Raw genomic sequence first — 15,739 nt, 5'->3', positions numbered from 1 at the left:
GCGACGCTTCCTTTCTCGCTGGCATGTCAGGAACAGGCGGCCTCGTAGGCGGCCAGAAGCGCGGTCCTGGAGCGTTCCCACGACAACGGACCGGTGACCCGGGCCTTACCGGTCTCGCCCATGCGCCGACGCTCCTGAGGATCGTCGAGCAGCCGGGCGATCAGCTTGGCGAACTCCGACTCGTCGTTGGCCGGTGCGTAGACCGCGGCGTCTCCGGCCGAGACCCGCGCTTCGCGGAGGTCGAAGGAGACGATCGGGCGGGCCATCGCCATGTACTCCATGATCTTGTTCATGGTGGACACGTCGTTGAGCGGGTTGAGCGGGTCCGGCGCGAGGCAGACGTCCGCCGCGGACAGGTAGCGCAGCAGGTCCTCGTCCGGGATCCGGCCGGTGAACTCGACGGAGTCCGACAGGCCCAGCTCGTGGGAGAAGGCGACCATGTCCTCGAAGGTGTCCCCGCCGCCGACGAACACCGCGTGCCAGTCCGTGCGGCCCAGGTCGTCGCGGAGCCTGGCCAGGGACCGCAGCGCGTAGTCCACGCCGTCCTGCGGGCCCATCACGCCGAGGTAGCAGAGCAGGTGCGGCTTCCCGCGCTTGATCGACTCTTCCAGGGGGACCTGGTGGAACCGCTCGACCGCCGGTGCGCTGCGCACCACGAACACCTCTTCGGGCTTCTTTCCGCCCCTGCTGATCGCGACCTCGCGGTAGCTCTCGTTGGTCGCGATGACCACGTCGGCCGCCTGGTAGGTGAGCCGCTCCAGCCGGCACACGGCACGGTAGAGGAAGTCCTTGCCGCGGTCGAAACGGGACAGGTAGAGCTCGGGCACCAGGTCGTGCTGGTCGAACACGAACCGTGCGCCCTGCCGCTTGAGCATTCTCGCCACGAGGAACAGCAGGTCCGGCGGGTTGCAGGCGTGCACCACGTCCACCGGACCGATCCGCCGGGCCAGCCGGAAGGTGTGCCGCAGCGCCGAGCCGTACTCCTGCACGTAGCCGAGCGGGCCGCCGGTCGCCGCCCGCAGCGGATAGCGGTAGATCTTCACCCCGTCTATCTCGACGTGCGGCTCGGTGTCCCGCTTGGTGCCCTGGGGACAGATGACGTGCACGTCCCAACCGGCGTCGCGCAGCGTGGTGCTTTCCTGCCACACCCGCCGGTCGAACGGTACGGAGAGGTTCTCGACGAGGATGAGTGCTTTACCAGCCAAGGCCCACGTATCCAGGATGTGCCCGGCGCTCGGCGGCGTCGGGGAGGCGGACGAGGTCGATGATCGTACGGTCTCCCGCGCCGTCGAGCGCGCTCAGCACGGCGGGGTCCTTGCAGCCGACGACGCAGACGTCGGCGTGCGCGAGCACGTCGTCGGCGGAGTTGCTCAGCAGGTCGCCCAGGTGCGGCAGCCTGCTCTCGATGTAGTCCCGGTTGGCCCCCATCAGGCGGGACAGCGAGACGTTGGCGTCATAGATGCGCAGGTCGTACCCCTTGCCCAGCAGGCGTTCGGCCAGCTCGACCAGGGGGCTCTCCCGCAGGTCGTCGGTGCCCGGCTTGAACGACAGCCCGAACAGCCCGATGCGGCGGCTGCCGGCCGCGGCCACCAGCTCGAAGGCGCGCCGCAGGTGGTCCTCGTTGGACGGCAGGACGTGCGACAGCAGCGGCACCGAGACGTCGGCCCGCCGGGCCGCGTAGACCAGGCCCCTGAGGTCCTTGGGCAGGCACGAGCCGCCGAAGGCGAAACCCGGCCGCAGGTAGGCCGGGCTGACGTTGAGCTTGCGGTCGGCGAGGAAGACGTCCATGACCTGGTGGGAGTCCAGGCCGAGCGCCTGGCAGACCGCGCCGATCTCGTTGGCGAAACTGATCTTCAATCCGTGGAAGGCGTTGTCGGCGTACTTGGTCATCTCGGCCACCGCCATGGGCACCCGGAAGACCTCGCCCGGAAGGCCCTCGTACAGCGAGGCGACCGCGTCGCCGCTGGCGGGGTCGAGCTGGCCGATGACGGTCTTGGGCGGCTCGAAGAAGTCGCGCACGCTCGTTCCCTCGCGCAGGAACTCCGGGTTGACCGCCACGCCGAAGCCGGTTCCGGCCCGCAGTCCCGAGGTCCGCTCCAGGATCGGGATGAGCAGGTCGGTGCAGGTGCCGGGGAGCATGGTGCTGCGGAAGACGATCGTGTGCCGCTCGCTCTTGCCGGCCAGCACCTGGCCGATCTGCTCGGCCACCCGCTCCAGGTAGGCGGTGGAGAGGCTGCCGTTCGGGGCGGACGGCGTGCCCACGCAGATCAGCGAGATCTCCGTCGCGTCGATCGCCTCGGCGACGTCGGTGGTGGCCCGCAGCGCACCGGCCCGCACGACCTCGGCGGTCAGCTCGCCGATCCGCTCCTCGACGACCGGCGCCTGGCCGCGGCCGATGAGTTCGATCTTCGTGGGATTGACGTCGACGCCGATCACCTCGTGCCCGCTGGCCGCCAGACAGGCCGCGGAGACGCAACCGACATAGCCGAGCCCGAACACGCTGATTCTCATTGTGCGCTGCCTCCATCGCGTCACTTGCCGGCCGGTTGCGGGGCAGGAGGCGTTTTCTAAGCCTCGCCCGAATCACCCTTTAGTCGGATGATTTCGTTGGATCGTTACGATTTCGAGAAGTGCTCACTTCGAGATGGGATTACCGCCGCAATGCGCGAAGTTTGTGCACAATATGGCGCAAACCAGGACCCAATGCGGATGATTTCGCCGTGGTGACCATGGAGTCCCGTGCCCGCCGCAGCGCCTGCCGGGCCGAGCTCCGGGTCACGATCCCCTGGCACACCGGCGTCTCACCGGTCTTGGCGCGCCGCTTGTACTCGTCGTCGCCGCGTCCGAGGTCGATACGGGCGATGCCGAGGGCGGGAGCGGCGGCGACGAGTTCGCGCAGCAGCATCCATCCGGGGGCGAGGCTGGAGAAAGCCGGGTCGTAGACCGGAAACCACCAGTGGAGCACATTTCCCGAACGTATTCCGAAATGTGCCGCCACCAGATGGGGGCCGGCGTGCAAAGTGGACAGAACGCCCCCGAATGAGGAGTCGCGGGTGTGCAGCAGCCGGGTCAGCAGGTCGTGGCGGTCCGGTTCGGCGAAGTAGTCCCGGGCGCCGGTGGCGGCGTACTGCGCGCGCTTGAGCTCCACCACCCGGCCCAGAACCTCGGGGTCGACCGCGTCGGCGGCGAACCGCACCGTGCCGTGCGTCCGCTCGGCCTTCGCCGTACGGCGGCGGGCCTGTCCCATGTTGTCCTTGCCGCTGCGCGACGCCCGGCCCAGGTATCCCTCCAGGCCGCCGGAGACGTCCAGGAACGGCGACGGCCGCCGGGACTCCACCCACGGCTCGAAGTCCGCGCAGCTCTCCACCAGATGGTCGAACTCGAAGCCGCGGACTCCGCCGGTGAGCAGGGCCAGCGGGGGGAAGGAGGAGCCGGGGGCGAGCACGGGCCCCTGGAAGTCCGCCGCCGGCCAGCCCGCGGGCCTGATCAGCGACCGCTCGCGGTGGTGCGGCAGCAGGGCGCTGACCTCGCCCGCCCGGTCCCTGCCCACCGCCACCCGCACCTCGCGGCCACTGGCGTGCACGGCCGCGGCGAAGCCGGGGTGGAAGTAGGGGCTGTCCAGCAGGGGGTTGGCCGCCCGCAGCAGATGCCAGGCGTCCAGCTCCTCCGCGGTGAGCGAGTCGAACCCGACCGTCCGCACCGCTCCCACCGTCTGCGCCGCCTGCGCGGTCCGGGTGGCCTCCCGTGCCCTCGCCTCCCGCGCCCCCGCCGGCCGGGCGGGATCGGGTGCCTCCGGTCCGCTGGGCGCTTCGCTCGCGGGCATGCTCATCGTCGTTCCTCTCGTCGCCGACCGGATCAGTCCGCGAGCTTCTGGAGCCGGCGCGACGGTCTGAGCAGAGCCACGACCGACGCCCGTGACGTACGGCGCCCCGCGAGCGCGCGCACTCCCTCGCCGAAGACGACCGCCAGGTAGTAGGCGAACGAGGCCGGAGCGCTCCGGCGCCGGCGGAACAGCTTCACCTTGTTGACCGTGAGCAGCGCGGCGAGGGTGGGGTTGACCCCCGAGTCGCCGCCGATGTGCTCGATCACCGACGCCGGTTCGTACCAGAGCGCCCAGCCCCGGTCGCCGGCACGGAGCGCGAACTCGGTCTCCTCGCTGTAGAGCAGGAACGACTCGTCCCACGGGCCGATCTCCCTGATGACGTCAGTGGAGATGAGCATGGCCGCGCCGGTCGCCCATGCCGCGACGCCGGGCCGTTCGTACTCCCGCGGGTCGGTGACCAGCTCGCCGAGCGTGCCGATCCGGCCCGCGAGGTCGCCGCCGATCAGCGCCTCCGCCAGCGCCCTGCGCAGGGTGGGCGTCCTGCGCAGCGACGGCTGCAGGCTGCCGTCCGGGTTGATCATGCGTGGTACGGCGATGCCGCGCCCCGCCGGCCGCAGCGCGTCGGCGAGCGGGAGGAGCGAGCCCGGCCGCAACCTGCAGTCGGGATTGATCACGTAGACCGCGTCGATGTCCCGCAGGTCCAGCGCCTCGATGCCGGCGTTGATCGCCGCGGCGTAACCGGCGTTCCGGCCGAGCTGGACGGTCCGGAGCGGGAGGCCGGTCATCCCTGCGGCGACCTTGAGCGACCCGTCCTTCGAGGCGTTGTCGGCCACGACGACGTCGGCCAGGCGCACACCTCGGGAGCCTTCGACGAGGGAGCGCAGACAGCCTTCGAGTACCTCCGCGCTGTTGTAAGTGACGATCACTACGGCGATCCGGGGGGTACCAGGCGTCATATATTCGTCATCGTCGGGCGCGGCGGTGTCGTTACCACGTTCCAAGCCTTACCGGGGCTCCGGACCGCGCCCGCGCCGATCGCGGGATCTCTCACCCGCGGACACGCTTGAACGCCCGCGCGGCGACCCTGCGGACGCGCAGCGGCAGCGGCGGCGTCCCGTCGATGATCCGGGGGGCCCACGTGCCGTCGATGTCGTGGCGCAGGCTGTTGCGCGGCTGCAGCCAGGAGCCGGGCCGGGCGCGGCCGCCGTCGCTGGTGTAGGCGCGCGTCACCGCCGCCCGCCGCAGCCTGCCGAGCACGCGCCTGTCGTAGGAGCCGAACGGGATGGCCACCCTCGACACCAGCCGTCCGGTGAGCTCGCCGAGGAGCCGGTTGGCGTCGGCGATCTCCTCTTCCGCCTGCTCCCCGTCCAGCCGCCGCCAGTCGCGATGCGCCCAGCCGTGTGAGCCGACCCGCATGCCCGCCGCGACCAGCTCCCGCACCCCGTCCGCGTCCAGCCGGCCCGGCTCGCCGAGGAGCCCGGCCAGCACGAAGAACTCCGCGGTGAGGCCGCGGTCGAGCAGCCGGGGAAGGGCGATCTCCACATCGGAGGCGTTGCCGTCGTCGAAGGTGATGCGGACGTCCTGGCGGCCCACCGCCGCGTCGAGGACCCGCTCGAACTGCTCGACGCTGACCCAGGTGGCGTCCTCGCCCGGGTCGAGCTCGCGGCTGGTCGGACCGATGCCGTGCACCGTGAGGTTGACGACCGAATCCACCAGCGCCCTCGTTTCTGATCCGGCGTCCCGGTTGCGGGCACGGGCACCGCGCGCGATGACCGTGCCCCCGGTTGATATCGGATTGCGCGGCCTCCCGTTACAGCGCGCCGCCCCGCCGCCCGGGGGCCGTCAGCGTCCGGGCGGCGGGGGTCTCCTCGTCGTACGGCGCGGCGGAGCCTGTCAGCGCACGGCGCGGTGGGGGCCCGCCGGAGGGCGTCCCGTCACGGCATGGCATCCCGTCAGGGCGCGACGGTCCGTCAGGGCGCGACGGTCCGTCACGGCACGGCGGTCCGTCACGGCACGGCGTCCTGGCGCAGGCGCTCGGCGTACCAGGCCGCGGTCAGCCGCAGGCCCTCCTCCAGGCCGGTGGCGGGACGCCAGCGGAGCACCTCGGCGGCGGGAGCGATGTCGGCGATCCGGGCGCTGTCCAGCGGGCGGTCGGAGAGCGCGCCGTAGCGGGGCCGCAGCGAGCTGCCGACGATCCGGCCCAGCAGCTCCACGGTGTCCCGGATGGAGGTCCGCGTGCCCGTGCCGATGTCGAAGCTCCGGCCGGCCGCCTCGGCGGTCCCGCCCGCGGCGAGGAAGGCGTCGACCACGTCGTCGACGTAGACCCAGTCCAGATGGCGCGTTCCACTGCTGAGGCTGGGCGCCTCGCCGCGGAGCAGCGAGAGTGTCGCGTAGGGCACCAGCTTGCTGGTGTCGTGCTGGCCCGGCCCGTAGACCATCCCGATGCGCAGGGTCGTCACGGGGACGTCCCAGAGATGGTGGAACATCCGCGCGTAGCCGCTGGCGGCCCATTTGGCGACCGCGTAGGGCGAGGACGGCGCCGCCTCGCCCTCGCCAGGCCGGGGCTCCTCCAGCGATCCGGCGAGCACCACCCGGGTGTCGGGGCTGCCGGCGACCGCCGTCAGCAGGTTGACCACGCTGGCGAGGTTGCTGTCCAGCATCGTCCGGACGAGCCGCGGGTCCCTCGCTCCGGCGACCTCGCTGGCGAGGTGGAACACGACGCCGGGCCGGGTGGAACGGACGAGGTCCTCGATCGCCTCCGCGTCGCTGACGTCCGCGACGTGCCAGGTCGTACCGGGGGCGGACCTCTCCCGGGGTCTGCGGCTGACCGCGTGCACCTGCGCCCCGAGCGAGCCCAGGCGCCGTACGAGATGAGCTCCGATGAATCCGGTGGCACCTGTCACCAGCACGCGTGAGCCGTACCAGAGGTGGTCCTCCTGTCCCTGGGCATGTGGGTCTCGGGGCGCAGGGGCGGTGAGCATGGGCGTTCTCCTCGTGTGTCTAACGAGTCATGTCGGACGCTCTAGCTGGCATACCTGGCTGATAGGCCCAGGCATTTCATACCTTGTCCCGCGCGGCGAGGCAGCCGATATCGGCGTGTCCGGGGAAAAACCGATGGGGCCGCTCGATCGAGCGGCCCCATCGTCGTCGTCTCGTCTGTCAGCCGATACGCCAGGTGTCCCCGGCGAGCAGCAGGTCGTCCAGGTCGCCCCGGCCGCGGTCGCCGACGGCCTCCTCAAGCTGCCCGGCCATCAGCTCGTCGTAGGAAGGGCGCTCCACGCTGCGGAAGACGCCGATCGGAACGTGCTCGAAGGCGGGCTCGTCCAGCCGTGACAGCGCGAACGCCAGCGACGGGTCGGCGCGGTGGGCGTCGTGGACGAGGATCTCGTCCTCGCGCACCTCCGCCCTCGGGACGACCTCGATGCCGCCGTCGGCCGCCCGCCGTACGGCCTTGGAGGCCGAGACGATCGGCTGGCCGTGCTCCAGGCGCAGCGTGATGTCGTCACGCTGCGCCGGATCCTTCAACTGCTCGAAGGCGTTGTCGTTGAAGATGTTGCAGTTCTGGTAGATCTCGACCAGGGAGGTGCCCCGGTGCTCGGCGGCCTCGCGCAGCACCGACTGCAGGTGCTTGCGGTCGGAGTCGATGGTCCGGGCCACGAAGGAGGCCTCGGCGCCGATCGCCAGCGAGACCGGGTTGAACGGCTTGTCCAGCGAGCCCATCGGGGTGGACTTCGTGATCTTGCCGATCTCGGAGGTCGGGGAGTACTGGCCCTTGGTCAGGCCGTAGATCCTGTTGTTGAACAGCAGGATGTTCAGGTTGACGTTGCGGCGCAGCGCGTGGATCAGATGGTTGCCGCCGATGGACAGCGCGTCGCCGTCACCGGTGATCACCCACACCGACAGGTCGGGGCGCGAGGCGGCCAGCCCGGTCGCGATCGCCGGGGCTCGCCCGTGGATCGAGTGGAAGCCGTAGGTGTTCATGTAGTACGGGAACCGGGACGAGCAGCCGATGCCCGAGACGAACACCATGTTCTCGCGCTTGAGGCCCAGCTCGGGGACGAAGGACTGGACCGCGGCCAGGATCGCGTAGTCACCGCAGCCCGGGCACCAGCGCACCTCCTGGTCGGACTTGAAGTCCTTCATCCCCAGCTTGACGTCGGACTTCGGGACCAGGGACAGGCCCCTGCCGTTCTGGATCTCACTCACTGTCGATCACGTCCTGGATCACGCCGGCCAGCTCCTCGGCCTTGAACGGAAGCCCGCGCACGCGGTTGTAGCTGATGATGTCGACCAGGAAACGGGCGCGGAGCAGGAGCGCGAGCTGGCCGAGGTTGATCTCGGGGAGCAACACCTTGTCGTAGGCCCGCAGGACCTCGCCGGTGTTGGCGGGCAGCGGGTTGAGGTGCCGCAGGTGGGCCTGGGCGACCTTGCCGCCGGACTTCCGGATCCGCCGCACGGCCGCCGCGATCGGGCCGTAGGTGGAACCCCAGCCGATGACCAGCACGCGGGCGTCGCCGTCGGGGTCGTCGACCTCCAGCGGCGGGATGTCCTGGGCGATCCCGTCGATCTTGGCCTGGCGGAGCCGGACCATCTTGTCGTGGTTGCCGGGGTCGTAGGAGATGTTGCCGGTGTTCTCGGCCTTCTCGATGCCGCCGATCCGGTGCTCCAGACCCGCGGTGCCCGGGATGGCCCAGGGGCGGGCGAGCGTCTCGGCGTCGCGCTTGAAGGGCAGGAAGGTCACGCCGTCCTCGCCGTTGGGCCCGGTGGCGAACTCGGTGGAGATGTCCGGCAGCTCGGCCGCGCTGGGCACCTTCCACGGCTCGGAGCCGTTGGCGAGATAGCCGTCGGACAGCAGCATGACCGGCGTGCGGTACTTCACCGCCAGGCGGGCCGCCTCGATGGCCGCGTCGAAGCAGTCGGACGGGGTGGAGGGCGCCACGATCGGCAGCGGCGACTCGCCGTTACGGCCGAACATGGCCATGAGGAGGTCGGTCTGCTCGGTCTTGGTGGGCATCCCGGTGCTCGGCCCCGCGCGCTGCACGTCGACCACGAGCAGCGGAAGCTCGGTGGTCACCGCCAGGCCGACGGTCTCGGCCTTCAGCGCCACGCCGGGCCCGGAGGTCGTGGTGACGCCGAGCGCCCCGCCGAAGGCGGCGCCGAGCGCCGCGCCGACGCCCGCGATCTCGTCCTCGGCCTGGAAGGTGCGGATGCCGAACCGCTTGTGCTTGGACAGCTCGTGCAGGATGTCGCTGGCCGGGGTGATCGGGTAGGACCCGAGGAACAGCGGCAGCTTCGCCTGCACCGAGGCGGCGATCAGGCCGTAGGCGAGCGCCTGGTTGCCGGAGATGTTGCGGTAGACGCCGGGGGGCAGCTTGGCCGGCTTGACCTCGTAGGAGACCGAGAAGGACTCGGTGGTCTCGCCGTAGTTCCAGCCCGCCTGGAAGGCCGCGATGTTGGCCTTGGCGATGTCGGGCTTCTTGGCGAACTTGTTCTCCAGGAACTGGATCGTCGCCTCGGTCGGCCGGTGGTAGAGCCAGCTCAGGAGCCCGAGGGCGAACATGTTCTTGGACCGCTCGGCGTCCTTCTTGGACAGCGTGAAGCCCTCAAGCGCCTTGACCGTCAGCGAGGTCAGCGGCACCGGGTGGAGGCGCCACTCGGCGAGCGAGTCGTCTTCCAGGGGGTTGCCGTCGTAGCCCACCTTCTGAAGGTTGCGCTTGGTGAACTCGTCGGTGTTGGCGATGATGTCGGCCCCGCGCGGCAGGTCGCCGAGGTTGGCCTTCAACGCGGCGGGGTTCATCGCGACCAGGACGTTGGGGGCGTCGCCCGGGGTGAGGATGTCGTGGTCGGCGAAGTGAAGCTGGAAACTCGACACACCCGGCAGGGTCCCTGCGGGGGCGCGGATCTCGGCCGGGAAGTTGGGCAGGGTCGACAGGTCGTTGCCGAACTCCGCAGTTCCCGCGGTGAAGCGATCACCGGTGAGCTGCATGCCGTCACCGGAGTCTCCGGCGAACCGGATGATCACGCGGTCGAGTTGCTGAACCTGCTTGGTCAAAGCTCAGTCCTCCTCGACGCGGCAGGGCGCCGTTGCTGGTTGCACGTTCTCAGTTCCATGCTAGATCCCTCGGAGTGACGCGTAATCTTTCGCGTTGCTAGATCCCTCGAAGTCACGCGTAATCTTTCGCGTTCCACTCGGCGGAGGAGGGTGACGTGTGTGGCACATCCTCGGCGGCCGCTGGGTCAAGGCGGGGGCTGGCGTTGCGAATGCGGCCGGGAGGCGGCCTGCGTGGGGGTCACGATCGCGAACAGTTGGCCCTACACAGCCCGGCGGCGAGCCGGCACAGGTCTATGTGCAGGCGGCCGAAGAGGACAGTTGGGGTCACGATGCCTAACTATATGTCCCGCCGGGGAGCCGACCTCATCACCTCCGGCTATGTGCTCATAGCCCCAGGTTATGGCATTGCCTGCTTCTCCAGTGCGCGCGTGACGCTGCCCGACTCGCCCGAGCCGCCGCCGGACGCGGCGGAGTCGTAGGTCCTGCCCGGTTCCATTCCGCGCGAGCCGTACAGCTCGGGGACGGTGACAAGGGTGTACCCCTTCTCCCGCAGGCGGCGCACGATCTCGGGAGCCGCGTCGACGGTCGCGCCGTGGACGTCGTGCATGAGGATGATCGCTCCCGGCCTGGCCTGGGAGACGGCCCGGCCGGCGATGGCCCCGGGGTCGCGGTCGCGCAGGTCCTCGGTGTCCACGCTCCACCGGACCACCGACAGGCCCAGCCTGCGCGCCACGGCGGCGACCTGGACGCTGCTCGCGCCGTACGGCGGGCGCATCAGCGTCGGGACCTGCCAGGTCGCCTGGGCGATCGTGTACTGGGCGCGGTCGAGCTGGTCGGCGATCCTGCTGCTGGACAGGGAGGTCAGGTCGCGGTGGGACCAGGTGTGGTTGGCCACCAGGTGTCCCTCCTGCCGCATCCGCCACAGCAGCTCGGGGCGGGCGGCGGCGTTGGAGCCGGCACTGAAGAAGGTCGCCCTGGCGCCCGCGCGGGCGAGGGTGTCCAGCAGCCGCCCGGTGTCCGGGCCCGGTCCGTCGTCGTAGGTCAGCGCGACGCACTTGACCCTCGCGCAGTCCACGCTGCCGGCCTTGGAGCTCCGCGCCGGAGGCTTGATGGTGTTCGCCGCCTTGATGGACTCGTCCGGCCCCATCGGCGGAGACGTCCGCGCCCTCTCCGCGGCCGCCCGCTGAGCCCGCAGCCCGGTCGCCGACAGCAGCGGCGCCACCTCGGCGGCCGGGACGGCCACCGCCACCCGGCCGAGGGACTCTCCCGCCACCTGGTAGTCGTCGAACTCCACGACGAGCTCACCGCGTGGGTTGAAGCTGAGGGAGTCGAACAGCTCCGCGTCCGGCCTGATGGCGCGCGGATCCACTCGCGACCCCTTGCCGGTCAGGCTCTCCCTGACGATCCGGGCCAGCTCGGTCAGCGCGGAGTCGCCCCGGAGGAGGGCGCTGGAGTCCAGGGCGCGCCTGTCCACCCGGTCGTACCAGACGGTGGTGCGGGACTCCGCCCAGCCGGCTCCCAGGGACTCGCCGGTGCGCAGCCGGACGCCGATCACCTGGTCGGACGCGGCGGCGAGCTGCCAGTCCACGTTGAACTCCGGGTGGGGGAGGGCGGTGTTCATGGAGGTGTCCCGGGTGAACCGGTCGAGCCGCTCGGTGACCGTCCGGCGGATCTTCTCGGACAGGCGGGGGGCGTCGTCGACCGAGGGGTAGGCCACGTGCACGCGCCGGTCGCCGGTGTCACCTCCGTTCATGTTCCGGACGCTCAGCCCTTGGACCTGGGAGGGGTCCACATAGTTGATCATCGTGGGCTCTGAGGGGAGCGGGTCTTCCTCGGCGGGGGAGGGGATGGCCACGCCGCAGCCGGCCACAGTTGCGGCAACTAGCGCGATTCCTCCGATGAATCGCAATTTGGGCATGAAGGAGAGGTTAAAGGCGATATCTGGCCTTTTGCCGGTCTTTGGGGGTAATAGGGAAGAGGTTTTGGCCGCATCGGGTTTGACGGCTCTCCTGGGTGACGAGGGCGGTGGATACTGCTATAGGTGGGTGGGAGAGGCTCCGTCCGGCGGGGTGCCCACGAGGAGGATCCATGAGCGGATATTTCGGCTCCTATGGGGTGGTCCTCGCGCTGTTCGTGATCGGGGTGGCCATCGTCGCCGGTGCGCTGTCGGTCAACCGGCTGCTCCGCCCGCATCGCCCGACGCCGGAGAAGCTGCTGACCTACGAGTGCGGCATCGACCCGGTCGGCGCCGACTGGGCCCAGTCCCAGATCCGCTACTACGTCTTCACCTACCTCTACGTCGTGTTCGCCGTGGACGCGGTCTTCCTCTTCCCGTGGGCTACGGTCTTCGCCGCCCCCGGCTTCGGGATGACCACCCTGGTGGAGATGTTCGTCTTCCTGGGCTTCATCGCGCTCGGGATCCTCTACGCCTGGCGCAAACGCGTGCTCGCCTGGACATGAGACCCGGGTGGCCGGGCGAGCGTGACCATCGGCACTGAAGGAGAATGAGTGGCATGGCGGATCTTCCGATGCCCACGGTGGGGCCGGTCTCCCGGCTGGCCCCCAAGCCCATGCGCTTCATCCTCAACTGGGGACGGCGCTACTCGTTGTGGGCGTTCAACTTCGGCCTGGCCTGCTGCGCGATCGAGTTCATCGCGACCTCGGCGAGCAGGCACGACTTCATCAGGTTCGGGGTCATCCCGTTCGCCAACGGCCCGCGGCAGGCCGACCTGATGATCGTCTCGGGCACGGTGACCGACAAGATGGCCCCCGCGGTCAAGCGGCTGTACGAGCAGATGCCCGACCCGAAATACGTGATCTCCTTCGGCGCCTGCTCCAACTCCGGCGGGCCGTACTGGGACTCCTACAGCGTCACCAAGGGCGTCGACCAGATCATCCCGGTGGACGTCTACGTCCCCGGCTGCCCGCCCCGGCCCGAGGCCCTGCTCCACGGCATCATGCTGCTCCAGGAGAAGATCGCCGCCGAGCACCTGGGCGACCGGTACGCCCGGCCGGCCGGGGAGCCGGTCGTATGAGCGGCGACGCGGGGCTGCCGGGGGTGGCCGCCATCCAGGAGCGGTACGGCACGCGCGCACAGGTGTCGGAGTCGTTCGGCGAGATCACGGTGGACGTCCAGGCCGGCGACTGGATCGGCCTGCTGGAGTCCGCCCGCTCCGCGGGCTACGAGTTCTTCGACTGGCTGACCGGGGTGGACGACCCGCCGGACGGGTTCTCGGTCGTCGCCCACGTGTTCGACCCCCGCTCGCGCGGGCACCTGCTGCTGCGCACCCGCGTCCCGCGCGAGGACCCCCGCCTGCCCAGCGCGGTCGGCGTCTTCCGGGGCGCCGACTGGCACGAGCGCGAGACCTTCGAGATGTTCGGTGTGATCTTCGAGGGCCACCCGAACCTGGTCCCGCTGCTGCTGCCCGACGGCTTCGAGGGCTTCCCGCTGCGCAAGGACTTCGTGCTGGCCGCCCGGGTCGCGAAGGCCTGGCCGGGGGCCAAGGAGCCCGGTGAGTCCGACCACGGCTCGCCGAGCCGCCGCAAGACCCTCCCGCCCGGCGTGCCCGCCGACTGGGGACGTGATGGCTGAGACGCCCGGCGGCCGGGGAGACGTGATGGCCGGAGTGCTCGGCTGGAGCGCTCGGCCGGGAGGCGTGATGGCCGGAGTGCTCGGTTGGGAGGCGTGATGGCCGGAGTGCTCGACGCCGCGGTCCGGCTCGTCGGGATCATCGCGGTCTTCCTCGTGCTGCCGCTGGTCGCCGGCCAGACCGAGCACAAGGTCATGGCGCACATGCAGGCGCGGCTCGGCCCGATGTACGCGGGGGGCTTCCACGGCTGGGCCCAGCTCATCGCGGACGGGGTCAAGTTCGTCCAGAAGGAGGACGTGATCCCGGCCGCCGCCGACCGCCGGGTCTTCGCCCTGGCACCGGGGGTGGCGCTGATCCCCTACCTGGTGGTGATGGCCGTCATCCCGGTCGGCCCAGGTCTGGTCGGGGTGGACCTGGACGTCGGCCTGTTCTTCGTCCTGGCCGTGATGGGAGTCGGCGTGCTCGGCTCGATCATGGCCGGCTGGTCGTCGGGGAACAAATACTCGGTCCTGGGCGGGATGCGGTCGGCGGCCCAGCTCATGTCCTACGAGCTGCCGCTGGTCCTGGCGGCCTCCAGCGTCGCGATGGCCGCGGGCACGCTCTCCCTGCCGGGCATCGTGGAGGCCTGGCAGTGGTGGTGGCTGCCCTGGCAGGCGATCGGCGCCGTGATCTTCTTCGTGGCGGGGCTCGCCGAGCTGCGCCGCCCGCCGTTCGACATGCCGATCGCGGACTCCGAGATCATCATGGGCCCGCTGACCGAATACGCGGGGATCAGGTTCGCCCTGTTCATGCTGGCCGAATACGCTGGGATCATCGTGGTCTCCGCCCTCACCGCCGTGCTGTTCCTGGGCGGCTGGCACGGGCCCCTGCTGCCCGGGCCCGTGTGGATGCTGATCAAGGTGTTCGCCCTGGTGTTCGTGGTGATCTGGCTCAGGGTGAGCTTTCCCCGCCTCCGCGAGGACCAGCTCCAGAAGCTCGCCTGGGTGGGCCTCGTGCCGCTGGCGCTGATCCAGCTCGCGCTGACGGGGGTCGTCAAAGTCCTGGCGGGATGATCCGCCCCTCCGCGATCCCGCCGCCGGTGGTGTGGCGGGTCGCGCGCAGACACCGCTCCGCCGTACAGGATGGGACCGGTGTGCGAAGCGTGCGCGCGGGACACGTTCGAAGCGTGCGCGCCGGGCAAGGGGCAAGAAGGAAAACCGTATGTGACATCACAGGCCAAGGACGGAACGCATGACTCTCGCGCTCGCCGTGGAGGACGACGATCTGGTCGTCGAGGTACCGGAGCATCCGCCGGTACGGCTGCCGCTCGCCGGCCCGGATCGGGTGAGCGCGCTGCTCCTGTTCGGCTACCCGGGCAGGGGCAGGACGCGGTACGGCCTGGCGGTGCTGGACGAGTCCGGCCTGGTGATGATGGAGGCTCCCGGCTCCCGCTCGCGCCGGCAGGTGGAGGCGTTCGCCCGGGAGAACGGCCTGGGGTTCGAGCTGCGGCGGTTCGCCACGGGGGAGGAGGCCCGGGTCGCGCTCGCCCGCAGGTCGCCGGGGTGGCACGTGGTGACCTGGCGCCGGCCGCCCCCGGCGCTGCCGAGGCTCCGCGTGCCGGGGGTGAGAAGCCTGCGACCCCCCATGGGCTCGCCGAAGGTCTGGTGGCGCGAGCAGCTGCTCTACGGGCTCATGTGGCTGGTGCTGGCCTACGGCGTCGCCTTCGCGACGCTGGTGGTCCTCAACATGACGGCCCCCAGCCGTGACGTCGCCCGGGGCATGGGCCTGCTCGGGATCGCCGCCCTGGTCCTGGCCGTGGTGACCGTCATCGGCGCCGCCGTCGTCGTCGGGATCGGCCGGCGCCGGACCCGCAGGCAGATCGCCGACGCCCGGGAGCTCCAGCGGCGGGGGGACCCGCACTGCCGCCTGGTGGTCGTCCACGGCCGGCTGCTGCTGGAGACGGCGCGCAGGACACGCGAGATCGACGCGTCCAGACTGCTGCTCTACTCGGCGGAGCCCGGAATGAGCGGGCTGATCGTCGGTGAGAGCCTGCTCCACCTGCCGGGACGCTGGGATCCCGAGGAGGTGGAGCGCTTCGCCGTACGGAACGGACTGGAGCTGCAGACCCGGGCGCTGAGCCGCGAGGAGTACCTCGACCTGACGACCCGGGTCCGGGACGCGGTGCCGTAGACGACCGGGGTCCGGGACGCGGTGCCGTAAGACGGACCCGGGTCCCGGACGCGGTGCCGTAGACGACCGGTTCCAGGGCCCGGCACCCGGCTCCGCGGGGCCGTC

Annotated in this window: 15 protein-coding genes; 5 read left to right on the top strand and 10 right to left on the bottom strand. The window is 70.6% G+C overall.

Annotated elements, in window-relative coordinates; translation table 11 throughout:
- Positions 1–26 precede the first annotated feature (26 nt).
- The 10 genes from BM085_RS21265 to BM085_RS21225 all read right to left on the bottom strand — a co-directional run bounded on the left by BM085_RS21265 (position 27) and on the right by BM085_RS21225 (position 11,793).
- Complete coding sequence (locus BM085_RS21265) at positions 27–1,205, bottom strand: glycosyltransferase family 4 protein (protein ID WP_093888710.1); 1,179 nt, start codon at positions 1,203–1,205, stop codon at positions 27–29.
- Positions 1,195–2,511, bottom strand: a complete 1,317-nt coding sequence (locus BM085_RS21260; RefSeq protein ID WP_093888709.1) for a nucleotide sugar dehydrogenase — start codon at positions 2,509–2,511, stop codon at positions 1,195–1,197. Before BM085_RS21260 ends, BM085_RS21265 begins: the two co-directional genes overlap by 11 nt.
- 139 nt (positions 2,512–2,650) lie before the next feature.
- Positions 2,651–3,829 carry a GNAT family N-acetyltransferase gene (locus BM085_RS21255; protein ID WP_245789507.1) on the bottom strand — a complete coding sequence of 393 codons (1,179 nt, stop codon included), beginning with the start codon at positions 3,827–3,829 and terminating at the stop codon, positions 2,651–2,653.
- 26 nt (positions 3,830–3,855) lie between these two features.
- Positions 3,856–4,779: a glycosyltransferase family 2 protein gene (locus BM085_RS21250; RefSeq protein WP_093888708.1), complete on the bottom strand. Its 924-nt coding sequence runs from the start codon at positions 4,777–4,779 to the stop codon at positions 3,856–3,858.
- Between the two features lie 91 nt (positions 4,780–4,870).
- Positions 4,871–5,536, bottom strand: coding sequence for a polysaccharide deacetylase family protein (locus tag BM085_RS21245; RefSeq protein ID WP_093888707.1), 666 nt, complete (start codon positions 5,534–5,536; stop codon positions 4,871–4,873).
- Between the two features lie 293 nt (positions 5,537–5,829).
- Positions 5,830–6,804 (bottom strand): NAD-dependent epimerase/dehydratase family protein, encoded by a 975-nt coding sequence (locus tag BM085_RS21240; protein WP_093888706.1) that lies wholly within the window; start codon positions 6,802–6,804, stop codon positions 5,830–5,832.
- 178 nt (positions 6,805–6,982) lie between these two features.
- Positions 6,983–8,029 carry a 2-oxoacid:ferredoxin oxidoreductase subunit beta gene (locus BM085_RS21235; protein ID WP_093888705.1) on the bottom strand — a complete coding sequence of 349 codons (1,047 nt, stop codon included), beginning with the start codon at positions 8,027–8,029 and terminating at the stop codon, positions 6,983–6,985.
- Positions 8,022–9,875 carry a 2-oxoacid:acceptor oxidoreductase subunit alpha gene (locus tag BM085_RS21230; RefSeq protein ID WP_093888704.1) on the bottom strand — a complete coding sequence of 618 codons (1,854 nt, stop codon included), beginning with the start codon at positions 9,873–9,875 and terminating at the stop codon, positions 8,022–8,024. Before BM085_RS21230 ends, BM085_RS21235 begins: the two co-directional genes overlap by 8 nt.
- A gap of 238 nt (positions 9,876–10,113) precedes the next feature.
- A complete protein-coding gene (locus BM085_RS47435; protein WP_352031834.1) occupies positions 10,114–10,203 on the bottom strand; it encodes a putative leader peptide in 90 nt (29 codons plus the stop codon).
- A gap of 69 nt (positions 10,204–10,272) precedes the next feature.
- The gene (locus tag BM085_RS21225; RefSeq protein WP_093888703.1) at positions 10,273–11,793 is read right to left on the bottom strand and encodes a polysaccharide deacetylase family protein; all 1,521 of its coding nucleotides are present in this window, start codon (positions 11,791–11,793) and stop codon (positions 10,273–10,275) included.
- Positions 11,794–11,963: 170 nt separating this feature from the next.
- Here BM085_RS21225 and BM085_RS21220 point away from each other — a divergent pair, with 170 nt between their 5' ends.
- The 5 genes from BM085_RS21220 (at position 11,964) to BM085_RS21200 (ending at position 15,634) form a co-directional block, all read left to right on the top strand.
- Complete coding sequence (locus tag BM085_RS21220; protein WP_093888702.1) at positions 11,964–12,335, top strand: NADH-quinone oxidoreductase subunit A; 372 nt, start codon at positions 11,964–11,966, stop codon at positions 12,333–12,335.
- Positions 12,336–12,388: 53 nt separating this feature from the next.
- Positions 12,389–12,910, top strand: coding sequence for an NADH-quinone oxidoreductase subunit B (locus BM085_RS21215; RefSeq protein WP_093888701.1), 522 nt, complete (start codon positions 12,389–12,391; stop codon positions 12,908–12,910).
- The gene (locus BM085_RS21210) at positions 12,907–13,467 is read left to right on the top strand and encodes an NADH-quinone oxidoreductase subunit C (RefSeq protein WP_093888700.1); all 561 of its coding nucleotides are present in this window, start codon (positions 12,907–12,909) and stop codon (positions 13,465–13,467) included. The genes BM085_RS21215 and BM085_RS21210 overlap by 4 nt, the downstream gene beginning before the upstream one ends.
- A gap of 96 nt (positions 13,468–13,563) precedes the next feature.
- The gene (nuoH, locus tag BM085_RS21205; RefSeq protein WP_093888699.1) at positions 13,564–14,517 is read left to right on the top strand and encodes an NADH-quinone oxidoreductase subunit NuoH; all 954 of its coding nucleotides are present in this window, start codon (positions 13,564–13,566) and stop codon (positions 14,515–14,517) included.
- 178 nt (positions 14,518–14,695) lie between these two features.
- Complete coding sequence (locus BM085_RS21200) at positions 14,696–15,634, top strand: hypothetical protein (RefSeq protein ID WP_093888698.1); 939 nt, start codon at positions 14,696–14,698, stop codon at positions 15,632–15,634.
- The last annotated feature ends 105 nt before the right edge of the window (positions 15,635–15,739 follow it).

This window comes from Streptosporangium canum (genome assembly GCF_900113865.1).
Classification (GTDB): domain Bacteria; phylum Actinomycetota; class Actinomycetes; order Streptosporangiales; family Streptosporangiaceae; genus Streptosporangium; species Streptosporangium canum.
The sequence above is the reverse complement of the archived record's forward strand: the minus strand, read 5'-3'. Positions and strand labels throughout refer to the sequence as shown.